Source organism: Microbacterium sp., from assembly GCF_047607225.1.
GTDB lineage: Bacteria > Actinomycetota > Actinomycetes > Actinomycetales > Microbacteriaceae > Microbacterium.
On record NZ_JASGDO010000041.1, the window covers coordinates 36,486 to 54,934 of the forward strand.

The window sequence follows — 18,449 nt, forward strand, 5'->3', positions numbered from 1 at the left end:
ATGGAGGGGTGCCGGACACCACCTCTTCCGCTTCCGCTTCCGCCAACCTCGGCCGCGACGAGACGGCGGACCGCGCCTCTCACGTGCGTCTGGAGACGATCGCCGTCGACCTCGACCTGAGCGACGCACGGGATCTCCGACGTCGCGACTTCCCGACGACGGCCGTGCTGACCTTCGGGGCAACGACTGGGTCCACCTGGATCGACTTCATTGGTGCGGCCGTCGACGAGGTCATCGTCAACGGCGAACCGCGCGCGGTGGACTGGGACGGTGCGAGGATCCGGGTCGACGACCTCCAGTCGGAGAACGTCGTGGTCATCCGCGCCCGCGGCCTCTACAGCTCGTCGGGAGAGGGACTGCACCGCTTCCGTGACCCGGTCGACGACGAGGTCTATCTCTACACGCAGTATGAGCCGGCCGACTGTCGCCGGGTCTATCCGTGCTTCGAGCAGCCCGATCTCAAGGCGCGCTGGCAGTTCTCGGTGACCGCCCCCGCGCCGTGGCGCATCCTCTCCAACGGCGCGCAGACTGCCCGCGAAACGAACCCCGATAGGGGGACGGATCGGGTGACGTTCGCGGAGACGCCCCCGCTGTCCAGCTACATCACCGCGGTGGCTGCCGGGCCGTACCACCGGGTCGCCTCCACGTACCGCTCGGGGGAGCGGGAGATCGCGCTCGGCGTCTTGTGCCGGGCTTCCCTTTCGCCCCACCTCGACGCCGAGGAGATCCTCGACATCACCCGTCGCGGTCTGGCCTATTACGAAGACGTGTTCGGCGGCCCCTACCCGTGGGGCGACACGTATGACCAGATCTTCGTGCCGGAGTACAACCTCGGCGCGATGGAGAACCCCGGGCTCGTGACCTTCACCGAGGCCTACATCTTTCGAGGAGCATCGACTGCCGCACAGCACGAGACGCGGGCCAACACGATCCTCCACGAGATGGCGCACATGTGGTTCGGAGACCTCGTCACGATGCGGTGGTGGGACGACCTGTGGCTCAAGGAGTCCTTCGCCGACTTCATGGGCACCCACGTCGCCGCGCGGGCGGGAGGCTATCCGGACGCCTGGGTGAGTTTCGCGAGTCGTCGGAAGGGCTGGGCGTACGAACAGGACCAGTTGCCGACGACACACCCGGTGGTCGCCGAGATCCCCGATCTGGAGGCGGCCAAGCTCAACTTCGACGGCATCACCTACGCCAAGGGCGCCTCGCTCCTCAAGCAGCTCGTCGCTTTCGTGGGGGAGGAGACGTTCTTCCGAGGCGTCCGGGACTACTTCACCGCCCATGCTTTCGGCAACACACGACTGGATGACCTCCTCACGGCGTTGGAAGGCGCTGCGGCGGGGCGCGACCTGCGGTCCTGGAGCGCGCACTGGCTCCAGACGACGGGCGTTCCGGAGATTCGAGTCGATCGACGCTCACCCGTCGCTGTGGTCCAGAGCGACGCGCGACCGCACCGTCTGGGGGTCGGTTTCTATGACCTGGAGGGGGGTCAGCTCGTTCGCCGCGGACGTGTCGAGGTCGACGTCGCGGGGGAGCACACGGCGGTCACGCCTCCCGTGCTGCCCGACACCGCGCTCATCGTTCCCAACGACGACGACCGGACCTACGCGAAGATCGTGCTCGACGATCGCTCGGTCGCCACCGTCGCCCGCGGGTTGCACACGATCGACGACGCGTTGGCGCGCTCGGTGATCTGGGCCGGGCTGTGGAACTCCGTCCGTGACGGCGGACTGCCCGTGGTCGACTATCTCGATATCGTCGCGCGCCACGCGCCCCGCGAACCCCACGCCACGCTTCTCGGCGACGCGATCGCCCACGCCGGCTTCGCCATCGCACGATACTCCGCTCCGGGCGAACGGAAGGCGCTCGAGGCGTCGTGGCTGGAGACGGTCTGGCGGGCGCTGCGCGAGGCCCCCACCGGCAGCGATGCGCAAGTCGCATGGTCGCGAGCGGTGGGACCTGCCGCCGCCGTGTGCGCGGACAGGGCCGGTGAGCTGACGGCGATGCTGGCCGGAACGACACCGGCTCCGAATGGGCTCGCGCTCGATCCCGATCTTCGCTGGAGCTGGCTCGCCGCGCTCGCGACGACGGGGAACGCCGCACCGTCAGACGCTGATCGGGAGCTCGCCGCGGATCCGTCGTCCCGTGGTGCGAGCGCCCACCGAACGGTCATCGCCGCGCGTCCCGACGCGGCCGTGCGACAAGCCGCATGGATGTCCGCGTGGACCGACGACACGCTCTCCAACGACCATCTCGACGCCACGATCGCGGGTATCCGTGCCGGCGGGCGCCGCGATCTCATCGCCGACCTCGACGATGACTACTTCGCACGGCTCAACGACGTGTGGCACAGCCGCAGCATCGAGATCGCGGCCCGACTGGTCCGCGGCCTCTTTCCGGCCACCGATCGCCTGGACGACGTGGACGCGTGGCTCGCCTCGCATCGCGAGGCTCCCGGCGCCCTCCGACGTCTCGTGATCGAGCAGCGTGACGGCCTCGCACGAGCTCTCCGCGTGCAGAGCATGCAGCCGAGCGTCTGAGTGCGCCCCCAGAACACGGAACGAGGCCCCGGGAGGAGTTCCCGGGGACTCGTTCCGTGCGTAGGACGATGAGGATCAGTGATCGATCCCACGGATCGGCGGGTGGTGGAAGGTGTCCCCGAAGACGCGCTCAGACGCGCCTTCGCGATCGAGGTACGGGGACGCGCCGCCGTCGATGAACGGCCACCCCGCTCCGAGGATCAGGCAGAGGTCGATGTCCTGCACTTCCGGCACGACGCCTTCGTCCAACATCAGCTTGATCTCTCCGGCGAGCCCGTCCTGCACCCGCCGCAGGATCGTCTCCGCGTCGGCAGGCCGGGAGCCGACCGCCGGAGCGACCACCTTCTCCGCCTCTTTCGTGAATCCGGTGACGCGGCCGCCCTTGTCCTTCTCCACGACGGCGGACAGCTCCGCGAGCGCATGGAAGTTCTCGTTCGCGTAGAACCGATCGGGGAACGCGCGCACCATCGTGTCCTGCACGTGGGCGGCGACCTTCCAGCCGACCAGGTCGATCAGCTGGAACGGGCCCATGGGGAGCCCGAGCGGTGCGAAGGCCTTCTCCACCTCGGCCACGGGAGTTCCTTCGTAGACCGCCCGGGCGGCCTCGCCCATCACCTTCGCGAGGAGGCGATTGACCACGAAGCCCGGCGCGTCGGCGGTGAGCACGGCGTTCTTACCGAGTCCGCGCGCCACCACGAACGCCGTCGACAGCGCCGCGTCGGTCGTCGCTTCCGTCCGGACGACCTCGATGAGGGGCATGACGGCCACGGGGTTGAAGAAGTGGAAGCCCACCAGCCGCTCGGGGTGGCGGAGTGCGGATCCGATCTCCGTCACCGACAGCGACGAGGTGTTGGTCGCGAGGATCGCGTCGTCGGCGACGATCTGCTCGATCTCGCCGAAGACCGCCTGCTTGACGGCCACCTCCTCGAAGACCGCCTCGATGACGAAATCGCAGTCCGCGTAGAGGCTCTTGTCGGTCGTACCGGTGACCAGCCCGCGCAGCTTGTTCGCGGTGTCGGCGTCGAGACGCCCCTTGGCCTCCAGCGCACCGATCTCCTCGTGGATGTATGCGACGCCCTTGTCGACGCGGGCCTGGTCCAAGTCGGTGATGAGCACGGGCACCTGCAGCTTGCGCACGAAGAGCAGCGCGAACTGGCTGGCCATGAGGCCGGCTCCGATTACGCCCACCTTCGTCACCTTCTTCGCGAGCGACTTGTCGGGGGCGCCGACGGGGCGCTTGGCGCGCTTCTGCACGAGATCGAAGGCGTACATCGAGGCGGCGAACTGGTCACCCGTGACGAGGTCTGCCAGCGCCTCGTCCTCGCGCGCGAACCCCTCCGCCTTCGAGCCCGACTTCGCCTTGTCGAGGAGGTCGAGCGCGACATAGGGAGAGCGCGGCACCGTTCCGATCTTGGACTGCAGCATGCCGCGCGCCATCTTGATCGCGATCGGCCACTTGGTGAGCCGCTCGATCTTTCCCGGTTCGTTCTTGCGGACGACCTTCACCTCGCCGGCCAACACCCCGTCCGCCCAGCGCAGCGAGTCCTCGAGGTAGTTGGCGGGCGGGAAGATCGCGTCCATGATCCCGTAGTCGAACGCCTGCTGAGGTTTGAGCATCCGGTTCTGCTTGAGCGGATTGCTGATCACCACCTCGAGCGCGTTCTCGATGCCGATCAGGTTGGGGAGGAGGTAGGCGCCGCCCCACCCGGGGATGATGCCGAGGAACACTTCGGGCAGCGCGACGGCAGCGGCGGACGCGTCCACTGTCCGGTATGTGGAGTTGAGCGCGATCTCGAGACCGCCGCCGAGGGCCAGACCGTTGACGAACGCGAAGGACGGCACGCCGAGCTCACCCAGCTTCCCGAGCACGTGGTGGCCGAGCTGGGCGATCCGACGGGCGTTGTCCTTCGACCCGACGCGCGTGATGTCGGACAGATCGGCGCCGGCGGCCAGGATGTACTGCTTCCCGGTGATGGCTACCGCGTCGATCTCGCCGCCCGCAGCGCGGCGCGCGAGCTCGTCGAGCGTGCCACCGAGCGCGATGAGCGTCCGGGGACCGAGCGTGTTCGGGCGCGTGTGATCACGACCGTTGTCGAGCGTGATCAGGGCAAGCGTCCGGCCCGAGGGCAGCCGGACGTCGCGGACCGGCGCATGGGTGATGACCTCGTCCGCGGAGAGCTCGTCGAGGACGGAGAAGTCGATGGTCTCGTATCCGTTCATGTGCGATGCTCCTCAGCGCTTCTTGCCGTCGAAGTGGGGGTTCTCCCAGATGACCGTGCCGCCTTGACCGAGACCGACGCACATCGCGGTCACTCCGTAACGGACATCGGGCCTCTCAGCGAACTGCGCCGCCAGCTGGATCATGAGGCGCACCCCGGACGCGGCGAGCGGGTGGCCGAGGGCGATCGCCCCACCCCACGGATTGACCCGCGGATCGTCGTCGGCGATGCCGAAGTGGTCGAGGAAGGAGATCACCTGGATCGCGAACGCCTCGTTGAGCTCGAACAGACCGATGTCGCCGATCGTGAGCCCGGCCTTCGCGAGCGCCTTCTCGGTGGAGGGAATCGGTCCGATGCCCATGATCTCCGGCTGCACCCCGGCGAAGGCGAAAGAGACCATGCGCATCTTGGGGGCAAGACCCATCTCCTTCACCGCGCGGCTTCCGGCCAGCAGCGACATCGTGGCTCCGTCCGTCAGCGGCGACGAGGTACCTGCCGTCACCCGCCCGTGCGGACGGAAAGGAGTCTTCAGCGCCGCGAGGTCCTCCATGGTCGTCTCCGGACGGCGTCCCTCGTCCTCGGTCGCCAGCCCCCACGCTCCATCCGCGCCCTTGATGGCGACAGGCACCAGGTCGGGCTGGATCTTGCCGGCGTCATAGGCCGCCTGCACCTTGTGCTGGCTGAGCATGCCGAACCGGTCGGAGCGTTCCTTCGTCAGGTGCGGGAAGCGGTCGAAGATCCGCTCCGCGGTGACACCCATGTTCAATGCGCCCGGGTCTACCATGCGCTCGGCCACGAAGCGCGGGTTCGGGTCGGCGTTCGAACCGATCGGGTGGTGCCCCATGTGCTCCACTCCGCCGGCGAGGGCGACGTCGTACATCCCGACGCCGATCGATGCCCCCATGGTCGTGACGCTCGTCATCGCGCCGGCGCACATGCGCTCGATCGCCAGTCCGGGAACGGTCTGGGGGAGTCCGGCGAGGATGGCGACGGAACGCCCCAGGGTGAGTCCCTGGTCGCCGGTCTGACTCGTCGCGGCGATCGCCACGTCGTCGACGCGGTCCGCCGGGACACCGGGGTTGCGCTCCATCAGCCCGATGGTCGCCTTCACCGCCAGGTCGTCGGCGCGGGTGTTCCAGTACATGCCCTTCTCGCCGGCGCGCCCGAACGGGGTGCGGATGCCGTCGATGAAGTAGACGTCGGTGAGCTCGGCCACACTGCCTCCAAAGATTGAGATCGAGTCCAGCTTAAAGTGGAACCGGGTCTCGCGAAAACCGTTGGATCGAACCTACGAAGCGGTTTCCGGCGCCTGTGCCGGGGGCTGAACGGATTCCACAAACGCCTCGACGATCACCGGCACCGTGCGCTCGATCTGCCACGGCCGCGCCCCGTGATCGGCCAGAACGGCGGCCACCGCGTCGGGAGTGGGAGGCTCCGGCGGTGCCCACGCGACGCGGCGAAGCGTCTCCGGGGTGAGGAGATTCTCCGTCGGCATCCGGAGATCCAGGGCGAGCTGTTCGATGCGCGGACGGACCGCCTTCAGGCGGGCGTCGGCCGGCGGGTTGCGGTCGACCCACGCACGCGGCGGCGGCAGCCCCTCTCCGGGCGTCCGCTCCAGCGGCAGGCTCTCGGCGGCACGTCCCGCCTCGATCGCCGACCACCACCGGTCCAGTTGCGTCCGGCTTGCCCGGCCGGTGAACTCCTTGAGTCTTGCGAGGTCCTGCTTGGTGGCAGGGTCCGCGATGACGGCGGCCACCAGCGACCGGTCCGGCACGAGCCGACCGGGGGAGACGTCCTCGGCCCGCGCGAAGTCCTCCCGCGCCTGCCACAACGAGCGGGCGACGGCCAACGCTCGCCGGCCCCGTACGTTGTGCAGCCCGCTCAAGCGGCGCCACGGCTCTTCCCGCGGAGGCTTCGCGGGCCGTGTCAGCACGGCGTGGAACTCCTGCGCGGCGATGTCGGTCTTGTCCTGCTCGGCGAGCTCGTCGGCCAACGCATCGCGGACGTCGACCAGGTGGAGCACGTCGAGGGCGGCGTACTCCAGCCACGCCTGGGGCAAGGGCCGCGTGGACCAGTCGGCCGCCGAATGCGCTTTGGCCAGCGTGATGCCGAGCGTGTCCTCGACGACCGCCCCCAGCCCGACCTTGTCGTGTCCGAGAAGCCGGGCGGCCAGCTCCGTGTCGAAGATCGAGGGCGGCTCCAGGCCGTCTTCGCGCAGCGACGGCAGGTCCTGGCTCGCCGCGTGGAGAACCCACTCGACATCGCCGATCGCCTCCTGGAGTGCAGACATGTCGCCAATCGCCGGCGGGTCGAAGAGGAACACGCCGGCGCCGCGCCGGAAGACCTGGATCAGGTAGGCGCGCTGCGAGTAACGGAATCCGGACGCCCGCTCGACGTCGACGGCGGCCGGACCTTCTCCGGCGGCGAGCGCCGCAGCAGCGTCGAGCAGTCCTTCCGGGTCGGCGATAACGATGTAGTCAGCCACGTGTGTTCCTGTGCGCGCCGAAGACGGCGATTCCTTCCGATCCGGGCGGCAGTCCCGCCAGCATGCAGACCAGTTCGGCCCACGCGGAGAGGTGAGCGGTCAGGTCTCCCTCCGGAGACCAAGACGCCCGCAGTTCGATCTGCGCGCCGTCACCTTCCTCCGCGAGCGTACCGAATCCCTTGGAGAGCGTCTTCGTCGCTGTGCCGGAGGCGGCGTGGAAGGCCGCGCCCCGTGCCGAGAGCGCGTCGACGAGCCACGACCAGGCCACATCAGCCAGCAGCGGATCGGTTCCGATCTCCGGCTCCAGCGGGGCCTGGGCGAAGGAAACGATCCGCCAGGGCCCTCCCCACTGGTCGGGCTCCTCGTCGTTGTGGAGGAGGACGAACCGACCCGTGCCATACTCCGAATCGACCCCGTCGGCGGACGGCCGCACGTCGCCGGCGAACGCCACGGCGTCCGGCGCCAGCGAAGCCGGCGCCGCGATCTCGCGCACCACGAAGTCATCACGGAAGGTGAGGGCTCGCAGCGCCTCGGCGGCGTGCGCGAAGCCGAGGCCGCGCGGGGGACGGGTGTCATCCACATCGACAGACTAAAGTGAGCCCACGATGAACGCCTCCAGGCGCGCCGCTGGCGCATCTCCGTCTCCGGCAGTGCTCCACACCCTGATCGTGGGCCTCACGGTAGCCCTCAGCGCCACGCTGGCCCTTCTCGCCGTCATCGCCGGCCGCATGGCGCGGCGCGTGGTGACCCCCGCCGGTCGGATCGCCGACACGCGCATCGTCGATGTCGACGTGGCCGCGCAGACCATCACCTTGAGCAAGACCGCCGACACCGTCCTCCCCGGACGTTACGGACTGTTCACGGCAGGAACGGCCGACTACGTGAAGGTCGGATCGGTGTTGTCGGACGACGAGTCGACCGTGACGCGCAAGCTCCTCACCCATATCGGACCGGATTCGCGGCTGGCGGCTGATGCGGCCTTCAGCGGCTGGTACTTCGACCACCCCGAGCAGCTGCATCTCCCGTTCGAGTCCGAGCTGGTCGGCGCCGCCGTCGGGCCGTGCCCCGCCTGGGTCTTCCCGAGCGCGCAGCCGTCCGACACGTGGGTCATCCAGGTCCACGGGCGCGGCACGACGCGCGCCGAGTGCCTGCGCGCGGTTCCCCTCTTCCATGGGCTCGGCATCACCTCGATGCTCGTGTCGTACCGCAACGACGGTTCGGCCCCACGCAGTCGTTCGGGTGCCTACGCGCTCGGGGCCACGGAGTGGCGCGACGTCGACGCCGCCATCGGTGTCGCGCGGAAGCGGGGTGCTCGGCGGATCATCGTCATGGGATGGTCGATGGGCGGCGCCATCGCCCTCCAGGTGGCTCTGAACTCCGCCCACCGTGATCTCCTCGCCGGGATCGTCCTGGAATCCCCGGTGATCGATTGGCGCCGCGTCCTCTCCTATCAGGCGCGCCAGCTCGGCCTCCCGGCGGGAGTCGCCGGCCTCGCGATCGGAGCACTGGGCACCGACTGGGCGACGCCTCTGACCGGGACGGAGGCTCGCATCCCGTTCGAGCGGCTGGACGCCGTGGCCCGCGCGGGGGAGCTCCGCCACCCCGTGCTGATCCTGCACAGCGACGACGACGGCTTCGTGCCGCCCGACGCGTCGTACGACCTCGTCGCGGCGCGACCGGACCTGGTCGAGATGCAGACGTTCTGCGTGGCTCGTCACACCAAGCTCTGGAACTACGACCAGGACCGGTGGAGCCGGAGCATCACCGCGTGGCTCGAGCGTCACGATCTGGTCCCGCAGCCCCCCGCCGCGTCGCGTCGCTGAGACATCGCCCGTCTAGGCTTGAGGGGTGAGCAACGTTCCGGCCGGCATCGTGCACCTGACCGACCGTTCTCCGCAGGTCACGGGAAGCGAGATGGTGGCCGCGCTCGTCCCTCCGCCGCAGTTCGATCACGCGACGTTCGACACGTACCGCGCGGATCCCCAGTACCCCTCTCAGCAGGCGGCGAAGGATCTCCTCCTCACCTTCAGCGGCGCAGGAGCGACCGCGCCTCGCGGGGGAGGCCTGTTCCGCCGACGGGAGAAGTCGGCGCAGCTCAAGCCCGGTGTCTACCTCGACGGCGGATTCGGTGTCGGCAAGACGCATTTGTTGGCCGCGATCTACCATGCGGTGCCCGCCCGTCGGAAGTACTTCGGCTCGTTCATCGAGTACACCGCCCTCGTGGGCGCGCTCGGCTATCAGCAGACGGTCGCTCTTTTCCGCGGAGCAGACCTCCTGTGCATCGACGAGTTCGAGCTCGACGACCCGGGCGACACCATGGTCATGACGCGACTCCTGGGCGAGCTGGTCCCGGGCGGGACGAAACTGGCCGCAACCTCCAACACGCCCCCCAACGCGCTCGGCGAAGGACGTTTCGCCGCTCAGGACTTCCTTCGGGAGATCCACGCGATGGCGGCGAGCTTCCAGACGATCCGCATCGACGGCACCGACTACCGCCAGCGCGCCGTCGACGGCCACGCGGTCGCATGGGATGAGGAGCGTTATGCGGAAGCGATCGGCGGCGCTCCGGGGCTCGCCTCGGATGACGCGTTCCCGGATCTGATCCGCCACCTCGCGTCGGTGCATCCTTCCCGCTATATCCGCCTCATCGATGGCCTGTCGCTCGTGGGTCTGCGGGATGTGTCACAACTGACCGATCAGTCCGCGGCCCTGCGCTTCGTGGCGTTCGTCGACCGCGCGTACGACGCGCAACTGCCCATCCGCGCGACGGGGACCCCGCTCGACGAGGTCTTCTCCGAGGACATGCTGACCGGCGGATACCGCAAGAAGTACCTCCGCGCGATCTCGCGCCTGGTCGCTCTCACCCACGCCTGAGCCGATTCCCGGGGCCTGCCCGGCGGCACGAAACGTGAAGTTTACGTGGGCGTCGACCCCGTAACCGACTGGAAACACGACACGTGTGCCAGCGGTAACCGCGCCTCGCGAAACTGGTCGCGCCCGGAAAGCCGCACACCCGATTGCCCGCGGTCGCTACGGGATCTGAGTAACACGACACGAATGAGGATTCTCATGGATTCAGGCAATTTCGCTTGGTCGATCGCGGCTACCGCCTTGGTACTGTTCATGACGCCCGGTGTGGCGTTCTTCTACGGCGGATTGGTCAAGGCCAAGAGCGTCGTCAGCATGATGATGCTGAGCTTCGGTGCGATGGGGCTCGTCGCTGTCCTGTGGATCCTGTACGGGTTCAACATGGCCGGCATCAGCGAGCGCGAGAGCTGGGGCTTCGAGTTCTCCGGCAACCCGTTCGGTGAGCACTTCGCCCTGGCCGGGTACACCAGCTCCGAGCTGGTCGGCGCCACCTTCGGAGCGACCTTCGCGATCATCACCGTCGCCCTGATCTCGGGCGCGATCGCCGACCGGGCAAAGTTCGGCTCGTGGCTGCTGTTCGCAGGCCTGTGGGCGACCCTCGTCTACTTCCCCGTCGCAGCATGGGTGTGGGGCGCCGGCGGCTGGATCTTCAACCTCGGCCAGGCCTTCGGCTTCGACTACAGCACGATCGACTACGCGGGCGGCACGGCCGTGCACATCAACGCAGGTGCGGCCGCCCTCGCACTCGCCCTCGTCCTCGGCAAGCGCGTCGGTTTCCAGAAGGGCATCCAGAAGCCGCACAACGTGCCGCTGGTCATGCTCGGCGCTGCCATCCTGTGGTTCGGCTGGTTCGGCTTCAACGCCGGAGCCGAAGGAACCTTCAACCTCCTCGGTGAGGAGAACACGGGTGCGGGCCTCATCGTCATCAACACGCTCGGCGCGACCGCCGCAGCGATCCTCGGCTGGATCATCGTCGAGAAGCTCAAGGACGGCAAGGCCACTTCGGTCGGCGCCGCCTCGGGGGCCGTCGCCGGTCTCGTCGCGATCACGCCGGCCTGTGCGAACCTCGACCCGATCTGGGCGCTCGTGCTCGGCCTCATCGCCGGAGCGGTCTGCGCCCTCGCGATCGAGCTGAAGTGGAAGCTCGGCTACGACGACTCGCTCGACGTGGTGGGAATCCACATGGTCGGCGGCTTCATCGGCTGCTGGTACCTCGGCTTCTTCGCCATCAACACGGGCCTGTTCACCGGCGGCAACGGAGGACAGCTGCTCCTCCAGGTGATCGCCTCCATCGTGGTTGCGGTGTACTCCTTCATCGTGGCCTACGTCCTCGGCTTCGCCATCGAGAAGACGCTCGGTTTCCGCGTGAAGAACGAGGACGAGATCGCCGGAATCGACACGGTCGTTCACGGCGAAGAGGGTTACGCCCTCGTCGACTGATCCCCGCGATCAGCAGGACACAGCACGCCGAGGGGCGTCGGACACCGGTCCGGCGCCCCTCGGCGTTCGTCACTCTCCACCAGCCGCATCGAGGGTTGTTAGCCTGTCGGCCATGACGCCGTCCTCACCGCGCCCGGGCATCGTTCGAGATCTCCTGTCGGGAATCGTGCGATCGGCGCAGGCCCGGCTGCGGACGTGGGGACCGACGCCGGACTCCGTCCCACCGCCGCACACCACCACTCCTGTGGAGGACGCCGGCACTGCCACCGTCGAGGTCACGCCACCGCCGGCGGAAGACTTGCGGATCGAGTACGCGCCGCAGCTCGACGGTGATCCCGACGCCGGTGAGATCGTCTGGACGTGGGTTCCGTACGCCGAGAACGACGGCCGCGGGAAGGACCGTCCGGTCCTGGTCATCGGGCGTCAGGACGCGTCACGCGTCTTCGCCGTCAAGCTGACGAGCAAGGCTCACGACGGCGACCGCGACTTCCTCCCGATCGGGACCGGAGCATGGGATACCGCCGGTCGGGCGTCGTGGCTGGACCTGGATCAGGTGTACAGCGTCCACAAAACCGGATTGCGCCGCGAGGCCGCGATCCTCGACGAGAGTCGATACCGGATCGTGGCCGAAGCGCTGCACCGCCGCTGGGGTTGGGCCATCGAGCTCTGAGCGGGGTTACGACACTGCCGACCACGCCCGGATCTTCTCGGGGTTCCGCACGACCCAGACTGCCGCGACCCGGCCGCCCACGTGGTCGACGCTGACCACCGCCCTGATCTCACCGCGCGAGCGCGCGAGAAGGCCGAGACACCCGTTGACGATCTCTTCGGCGAGCACGAGACCGGGCTCGCGATCCCAGACGCCGACCAGCAGCGAGGTGACCGCTCCGGCACCGATCACCGGTTCCGCGGCGGCAGAGACCGACCCGCCGCCATCCACGACGGCGGTCGCATCCGGGTCGAGGAGACCGATGAGTTGCCCTGTATCTCCCGTCTCCCACGCGAACCGGAACGCGCGCACGGCCGCCGCGTGCTCGTCGGGCTCGACGGGGCGTCGCCGGGAGCCGTGGACACGTCGACGCGCGCTCGATGCCAGCTGACGGCACGCTTGCGTCGACCGTCCGACCACGTCTGCGATCTCGGGGAACGTGTAGCCGAAGACGTCGTGCAGCACGAAGGCGACGCGTTCAGCGGGTGACATCGCCTCCAGCACGATCAGCACGGCCATCGATACGGACTCGTCGGTGCTGATCCGATCGGCGGGATCGACCGCGGCTGGCCCTCCGCTCGTCCACGCGGACCCGCCGGGGACGGGCTCGGGGAGCCAGGGCCCGCTGTAGCGTTCCCGCCGGGCACGCGCGGAGGTGAGCATGTCCACCCCGATACGCCCCGCCGTCGTCATCAGCCACGCCCGAGGCGAGCGCACCTCCCGCCGCTGCGACGATGTCATCCGATACCAGCGCACGTAGGTCTCCTGCACGGCGTCCTCAGCATCGGCGACCGACCCGAGCATCCGGTAGGTGAGACCTCTCAGCGCCGGACGCTCGGCCGCAGCGGCGGCGTCCGCATCCGGAGCACCCGTCTCGTCGTCCACCGTGCCCTCCTCCCGTTGACCCGGCGCCGGCGTCACGCGCGCCCGGCCTGGTCACCATCCTCTCGACGACAAGACGACGCAGCCAAGGGAATCGTGAGGTCGGACTTCTCCGCCGGACCTCACACATCGAAGCGTTGTGTCGTCCTCTCTGAGAGCCGCCGACCGACGCGCTCGTCTCATCGCAGATCTGGAGGACCCTCATGACCGGACCCGTCACCTTCGTCAACGTCATCGACATCGACCCCGACACACGGGAACAGGTGCTCGCGCATCTCCGGGAGGGCGCGGCGACCGTGTTCTCGCGGTGCGCAGGGTTCGTGTCGCTCGAGCTGCTCGTGAGCACCGACGGCACGAGGATCATCAACGTCGCCCGATGGCACAGCGCGGAGGACCTCTCGGCAGCCCAGTCCGCCCCGGGCGCCTCGAGCTACGCGCGACGCACAGCGGAACTGGCCAGCGCTCGACCGGGCGTGTTCACGACGGTCGCGACCTTCAGCGCTGCGGAGACGGCGCCGGAAGATTCGGAAGGAGAGGAGTGGGCGATACCAGACTCGAACTGATGACCTCTTCCGTGTGAAGGAAGCGCGCTACCAACTGCGCCAATCGCCCGTCGCCCCGAGGGGCCGACAACCGATGTTACCGGATGGGCGGGCCTGCACCGAATCCGAGCCGGGACACGCGCGGATGTCATCCGGTTTTGCACTTGGCCGTTCGTCGACTAAAGTCGATCAAGCGCCCGGGGCAACCAGGGAGCACGCGGATGTAGCGCAGTTGGTAGCGCATCACCTTGCCAAGGTGAGGGTCGCGAGTTCGAGTCTCGTCATCCGCTCGAGTGCGGGGATCTGTCTTCGGAGAGATCACGACACGTGGGTCGAACCACACACGGTGGCGTGGCCGAGCGGCTAGGCACCGGCCTGCAAAGCCGTTTACACGGGTTCGAATCCCGTCGCCACCTCCACTCCCGGTCCCGACCGGAAGCATCATCTCGGGCGATTGGCGCAGCGGTAGCGCGCTTCCCTGACACGGAAGAGGTCACTGGTTCGATCCCAGTATCGCCCACCACGAGAAGGACCCCTGAGAGATCAGGGGTCCTTCTGCGTTCATGTCATCATCCCTCTCGCCAGGCGTCGTCGGCGAGGTGGGACCCCGCCTGCGGGCCCATCTGCAGCATGCCACCGTCGACCGCCCAACTGGCGCCGGTCACGTAAGAGGCGGCGGGGGAGGCGAGGAAGACCACGACCGCGGCGATCTCCTCTGGTCGCCCCGGCCGCCCGAGGGGGATGCCGGGGCGGTGTGTCGCGTCGGCATCGTCGGATTCCATGTCGTTCATGGGAGTGGCGATCTCTCCGGGCGCCACCGCGTTGACGGTGATCTGCGCGGATCCCAGCTCCTGGGCCATCGTGGCGACCAGTCCGCCCAGCCCGTGCTTCGCGCTCGCGTACGCGGCCGACCCGACCCGCGGCTGATGCTCGTGCACACTCGTGATCGCGATGATGCGCCCACCCCGATCCGCCGCGACCATGTGCCGGGCGGCTGCCTGCATCGCGACGAACGCGCCATCGAGATTGAGGGCGACCGTAGAACGCCACTCCTCGAGATCGAGTTCGAGGACCGGGGTCCCTCCGCCGCCACCGGCGTTGTTGACGAACACGTCCAGCCCGCCGAGATCGGCCGCCAACTGATCGATGACCCCAGCCACCTCATGGAGGGCTGTGGCGTCCAGGCGCGCAATCCGCGCCCGCCTGCCACGGCTCTCCACCTCGGCGGCGGTGCGACGGGCCCCCTCCTCATCGGAGTGCCAAGTGATCCCGACGTCCATCCCGGACTCTGCCAACGCGATGGCGGTCGCCGCCCCGATGCCGGAATCGGAAGCGGTGACGATGGCGCGCGGCGCGGAGGCGGCTGTTTCTCGTGGAGGCGTCTGATTCGTGGTCATGGAGGGGAGGCTACGGGGGATCGGCGGAGCGCAGACGGGGGTTGACAGGTGGTCCGTCGACAGCTGGATGGATGACGATCCGTAGGCTGGGCGAGTGAGGAAGAGGATGCAGCGTCACCAGGTTGCGCTGTACCTCGGCGCGATGATGGTCGGCGCCGCGCTGGGTCTCTTACTGCCCGCCTCCGTGCGCCCGTTCCCGGCACTGGTGACCCCCGCCCTGATGGTGCTGCTTGTGGCCACATTCCTGAGCGTTCCACTCGCACGTCTGGCCCGTGCAGGGCGGGACGCACGCTTCCTCATCGCCCTGCTCGTCCTGAACTTCGTGGCCGCGCCCGGCGTGGTGTTCGTCCTCAGCAGGTTCGTCGCCGACGACACCGCACTCCTCGTCGGTGTGCTGCTCGTGCTGCTCACTCCCTGCGTCGACTACGTCATCGTCTTCACGCGGATGGCCGGGGGAGCGGCCGATCGACTGCTCGCCGCGACGCCGGCCCTGATGATCCTCCAGCTTTGCCTGCTCCCGCTCTGGCTCGTCCTCTTCGCCGGCGCCGACACGATCGTCGGCATCGACGCGCGACCGTTCGCCGAGGCGTTCGCGCTGTTCATCGTCGTTCCACTGACCCTTGCCGCCTCCGTGCAATGGGCCGCCTGGCGGTGGCAGGCCGCGCGCGCTGTTGTACGTTCCGCGGACGACGCGATGGTGCCGATCATGACGGTCACCCTCCTTGTCATCGTCGCCGCTCAGATCCCCCGGCTGGGCTCCGACTACCCGAACCTCCTGCGCGTGGTCCCTCTGTTCCTCGTCTTCCTCGTCGCGATGACGACGCTGGGCCTTCTCGCTGCGCGTCTCTTCCGGCAAGAGCCGCCATCCGGCCGCGCGATCGTCTTCTCCGGCGCCACGCGCAACTCACTCGTCGTGCTGCCACTGGCACTCGCGCTCCCCGAGGGCCTCGCCCTCGCCGCCAGCGTCGTGGTGACCCAGACGCTCGTGGAACTCGTCGGCATGGTCGTGTAGGTGCGACTCGTACCCGCTCTCCTCCCGGTGCGCGGACCCGCGGGCGCTTCGGTTTCGCCTGCGGTCGAGGGCTAGGCTCGGCGGTGTGGCTCACCTCGTCCTGTCCGTCGTCGGCGACGACCGCACCGGCCTCGTCCGCGCCCTCGCCGACACGATCGCCGCTCACGACGGCAACTGGGAGCGCAGCGAGCTCACGGAGCTCGCTGGCGCATTCGCCGGCGTCGTGCTGGTCTCGGTTCCCGACGAACGTCACGAGGAACTGACGGCTGCTCTCGGCCGTCTCGACGGCCTCCTGCGTGTGACCGCCCACACCGGCACGACGCTCCCGGCCGCCCCGGGACGCTTGCTGACGTTCACGGTGCTGGGCAACGATCGACCGGGTATCGTGCGCGATGTCACGAGCGCGATCAACGAGCACGCGGTGAGCATCGACGCTTTCACCAGCCGGACGATCGACGCGCCGATGGCGGGTGGTCTGCTCTTCGAGGCCGTCGTCTCGGTTCGGGTTCCCGCGGATGCCGACGCCGCCCCCATCGTGGCTGCGCTGGAGCGTCTGGCCGACGAGATCCAGGTGGACCTCAACCTGGGCTGACGCGCCCCCTACTCAGCGGATCATCAATGGAAGGACCGCGACGGCGACCGTGAGCGGCGCGGCGACCAGCCCCCAGAGCACGTACGTACGCCAAGGAACATGGACGCCCACGGCGGTCAGACGCTGATGCCATAGGAGGGTCGCCAGGGACGCCCACGGCGTGATGAGCGGGCCGGCGTTGACCCCGATGAGCAACGCGGCAAGGCGCAGCGGCGTATCGGCCACCCCTTCCAGTGCCACATAGGCCGGGAGGTTGTTGACGGCGTTGGCGCTGAGCATCCCGACGCCCGACATCTGCCACAGCGCGAGCGGGCTCTCACCGGCACCGGTCATCGCGGCGACGATCGCGCGGAGCCCCAGCTGCTCCAGAGCTCCGACGGCGAGGAAGAGCCCGACGGCGAAGACGAGCAGTGACCACGGCACGAGGGAGAAGCGCACGACCCGCGGAGACCGCCAGGCGAACAGCGCCACCAGGATGACAGCGGCAGCGGTGGCCGGGATCCACGGCTCCACGCCGACCACGAGAAGGGGTGCGAGCACCACGAGCACGACCGAAGCGATGCGCAGTTGCACACGATCCGACATGAGCGGGGCTGCCGCGGGACGGAACCGACCGCGCAGTTCACGCCGATGGATCACCAGGAGCAGCGCGATCGTCACGCCGACCGCGGCGGCCGCGGACGGACCCAGCAGTCCGAGGAAGGCACCGGCATCCGCGCCGCCCAGCCGGTGCACGGCGAGCAGATTCGTGAGGTTGGAGACGGGAAGGACGAGCGACGCGGTGTTGGCGAGCCAAACGGTGGCGAAGGCGAAGGGCACCGGGGAGAGCCCGTTGGCGCGTGCGACCGCGATGACGACGGGAGTCAGCAGCACGGCGGTGGTGTCCAGCGACAGGAAGGCCGTCGAGGCCGTCGCCAACGCCACGACGAGGAGCCACAACACGATGGTGCGCCCTCGAGAGAGGCGCGCAAGCGCGCTGGCCGCGACGTCGAACACGCCGGCGATCGAGGCCAGTTCGGCGACGACCGTCACCGCGACGACGAAGACGAGGATCGGCCACACCCGTTCCGCGATGGCCCACACCTCATCAACGGGGAGCGCGCCGGTCGTCACCGCGGCGGCGGATGCCAGGATCAAGAACGATCCGACCAGGACGAGCTTCACGGGATCCATCATCTGGCATGGCGGGCGGCCGCGGCCGTCGGCAGAACGGGCCGCGCCGGTCACACGAGCCGTCTAGACTCGCACCGGCCCCGTCGGCCATCATCACCGAATCGCTCGGGCGAACGGTCCCGAGTACGAAGAAATGGATACGCATGCGCACCACCTCCTCCCTGTCCCTCCTTCTCGTCGGCGGACTCGCCGTCGCCGCGTTGACCGGATGCTCCGGGCAGCAGTCCGTGGCTGACGCGTGCAAGATCGCGGAGTCGACCGTCTCCGAGGTCCAGACCGACGTCGCATCGGTGTCGGCAGATGCCTCGGCCGGCGAGTTCTCCAAGGTCTCGGGGCTCTTCGACACCCTCAAGGGGAAGCTCGACGAGGCGTCTGGGAAGATCACCAACGAAGAGGTCAAGACGGCCGTCAACGACCTCTCCGCGAGCGTCGACAAGTTCGCCACCCTGTTCGACGGGCTGGAGGACGGCGACATGGAGGGGCTGAGCGGAAAGCTCGACCAGTTCGAGCCCGCCGCCACCGCGATCCAGGACTCCAGCACCAAGCTCGGCACCCTCTGCTCGCAGTGACCGCCTGCCGCGGGGGGG

Annotated in this window: 16 protein-coding genes and 4 tRNA genes; 12 read left to right on the plus strand and 8 right to left on the minus strand. The window is 68.7% G+C overall.

All coding sequences use genetic code 11. The annotated features are described in order from the left end of the window. Positions 1-8 precede the first annotated feature (8 nt). A complete protein-coding gene (gene pepN, locus QM591_RS07435; protein WP_415131134.1) occupies positions 9-2,543 on the plus strand; it encodes an aminopeptidase N in 2,535 nt (844 codons plus the stop codon). 75 nt (positions 2,544-2,618) lie between these two features. Here pepN and QM591_RS07440 read toward each other — a convergent pair whose 3' ends face one another. The 4 genes from QM591_RS07440 to QM591_RS07455 form a co-directional block, all read right to left on the minus strand. Further along, positions 2,619-4,763, minus strand: coding sequence for a 3-hydroxyacyl-CoA dehydrogenase NAD-binding domain-containing protein (locus QM591_RS07440; RefSeq protein WP_415131136.1), 2,145 nt, complete (start codon positions 4,761-4,763; stop codon positions 2,619-2,621). A 12-nt stretch (positions 4,764-4,775) separates the two neighbouring features. Then, entirely contained in the window at positions 4,776-5,978 is a 1,203-nt protein-coding gene (locus QM591_RS07445; RefSeq protein WP_415131138.1) for a thiolase family protein, read from the minus strand. Positions 5,979-6,050: 72 nt separating this feature from the next. Next, positions 6,051-7,247, minus strand: coding sequence for an HRDC domain-containing protein (locus QM591_RS07450; RefSeq protein WP_415131140.1), 1,197 nt, complete (start codon positions 7,245-7,247; stop codon positions 6,051-6,053). After that, the gene (locus tag QM591_RS07455; RefSeq protein ID WP_415131142.1) at positions 7,240-7,827 is read right to left on the minus strand and encodes a DUF3000 domain-containing protein; all 588 of its coding nucleotides are present in this window, start codon (positions 7,825-7,827) and stop codon (positions 7,240-7,242) included. The genes QM591_RS07450 and QM591_RS07455 overlap by 8 nt, the downstream gene beginning before the upstream one ends. 25 nt (positions 7,828-7,852) lie before the next feature. Between QM591_RS07455 and QM591_RS07460 the strand changes: the two genes are divergently transcribed. The 4 genes from QM591_RS07460 to QM591_RS07475 all read left to right on the plus strand — a co-directional run bounded on the left by QM591_RS07460 (position 7,853) and on the right by QM591_RS07475 (position 12,225). Then, positions 7,853-9,070, plus strand: a complete 1,218-nt coding sequence (locus QM591_RS07460; RefSeq protein ID WP_415131144.1) for an alpha/beta hydrolase family protein — start codon at positions 7,853-7,855, stop codon at positions 9,068-9,070. 25 nt (positions 9,071-9,095) lie between these two features. After that, positions 9,096-10,121 carry a cell division protein ZapE gene (zapE, locus tag QM591_RS07465; RefSeq protein ID WP_415131146.1) on the plus strand — a complete coding sequence of 342 codons (1,026 nt, stop codon included), beginning with the start codon at positions 9,096-9,098 and terminating at the stop codon, positions 10,119-10,121. Positions 10,122-10,316: 195 nt separating this feature from the next. Next, positions 10,317-11,555, plus strand: a complete 1,239-nt coding sequence (locus tag QM591_RS07470; protein ID WP_067160069.1) for an ammonium transporter — start codon at positions 10,317-10,319, stop codon at positions 11,553-11,555. A gap of 112 nt (positions 11,556-11,667) precedes the next feature. Then, a complete protein-coding gene (locus QM591_RS07475; protein WP_415131148.1) occupies positions 11,668-12,225 on the plus strand; it encodes a type II toxin-antitoxin system PemK/MazF family toxin in 558 nt (185 codons plus the stop codon). A gap of 6 nt (positions 12,226-12,231) precedes the next feature. Here the strand turns inward: QM591_RS07475 and sigJ are convergent, their stop codons facing one another. Beyond that, complete coding sequence (gene sigJ / locus QM591_RS07480) at positions 12,232-13,149, minus strand: RNA polymerase sigma factor SigJ (RefSeq protein WP_415131150.1); 918 nt, start codon at positions 13,147-13,149, stop codon at positions 12,232-12,234. Positions 13,150-13,349: 200 nt separating this feature from the next. Between sigJ and QM591_RS07485 the strand changes: the two genes are divergently transcribed. Further along, positions 13,350-13,709, plus strand: a complete 360-nt coding sequence (locus tag QM591_RS07485; protein ID WP_415131152.1) for an antibiotic biosynthesis monooxygenase family protein — start codon at positions 13,350-13,352, stop codon at positions 13,707-13,709. Here QM591_RS07485 and QM591_RS07490 read toward each other — a convergent pair. Then, a tRNA-Val gene (locus QM591_RS07490) sits at positions 13,686-13,758 on the minus strand. The genes QM591_RS07485 and QM591_RS07490 overlap by 24 nt on opposite strands. Positions 13,759-13,905: 147 nt before the next feature. Between QM591_RS07490 and QM591_RS07495 the strand changes: the two genes are divergently transcribed. The 3 genes from QM591_RS07495 (at position 13,906) to QM591_RS07505 (ending at position 14,211) form a co-directional block, all read left to right on the plus strand. Further along, a tRNA-Gly gene (locus QM591_RS07495) sits at positions 13,906-13,978 on the plus strand. 55 nt (positions 13,979-14,033) lie between these two features. Then, positions 14,034-14,107: transfer RNA gene (locus QM591_RS07500), tRNA-Cys, on the plus strand. A 29-nt stretch (positions 14,108-14,136) separates the two neighbouring features. Beyond that, positions 14,137-14,211: transfer RNA gene (locus QM591_RS07505), tRNA-Val, on the plus strand. A gap of 46 nt (positions 14,212-14,257) precedes the next feature. On the opposite strand, the gene QM591_RS07510 is transcribed toward QM591_RS07505, so the two are convergent. After that, positions 14,258-15,085 (minus strand): SDR family oxidoreductase, encoded by an 828-nt coding sequence (locus QM591_RS07510; RefSeq protein ID WP_415131154.1) that lies wholly within the window; start codon positions 15,083-15,085, stop codon positions 14,258-14,260. Between the two features lie 94 nt (positions 15,086-15,179). On the opposite strand from QM591_RS07510, the gene QM591_RS07515 reads away from it, so the two are divergent. Together QM591_RS07515 and QM591_RS07520 are read left to right on the plus strand one after the other, a co-directional pair. Beyond that, complete coding sequence (locus QM591_RS07515) at positions 15,180-16,097, plus strand: arsenic resistance protein (protein WP_415131156.1); 918 nt, start codon at positions 15,180-15,182, stop codon at positions 16,095-16,097. A gap of 85 nt (positions 16,098-16,182) precedes the next feature. After that, complete coding sequence (locus QM591_RS07520; RefSeq protein WP_415131158.1) at positions 16,183-16,689, plus strand: glycine cleavage system protein R; 507 nt, start codon at positions 16,183-16,185, stop codon at positions 16,687-16,689. Positions 16,690-16,701: 12 nt separating this feature from the next. Here QM591_RS07520 and QM591_RS07525 read toward each other — a convergent pair whose 3' ends face one another. Next, positions 16,702-17,862 (minus strand): SLC13 family permease, encoded by a 1,161-nt coding sequence (locus QM591_RS07525; RefSeq protein ID WP_415131160.1) that lies wholly within the window; start codon positions 17,860-17,862, stop codon positions 16,702-16,704. 143 nt (positions 17,863-18,005) lie between these two features. On the opposite strand from QM591_RS07525, the gene QM591_RS07530 reads away from it, so the two are divergent. Continuing rightward, on the plus strand, positions 18,006-18,431 hold the full coding sequence (locus tag QM591_RS07530; protein ID WP_067160049.1) for a hypothetical protein: 426 nt from the start codon (positions 18,006-18,008) through the stop codon (positions 18,429-18,431). Positions 18,432-18,449 lie beyond the last annotated feature (18 nt).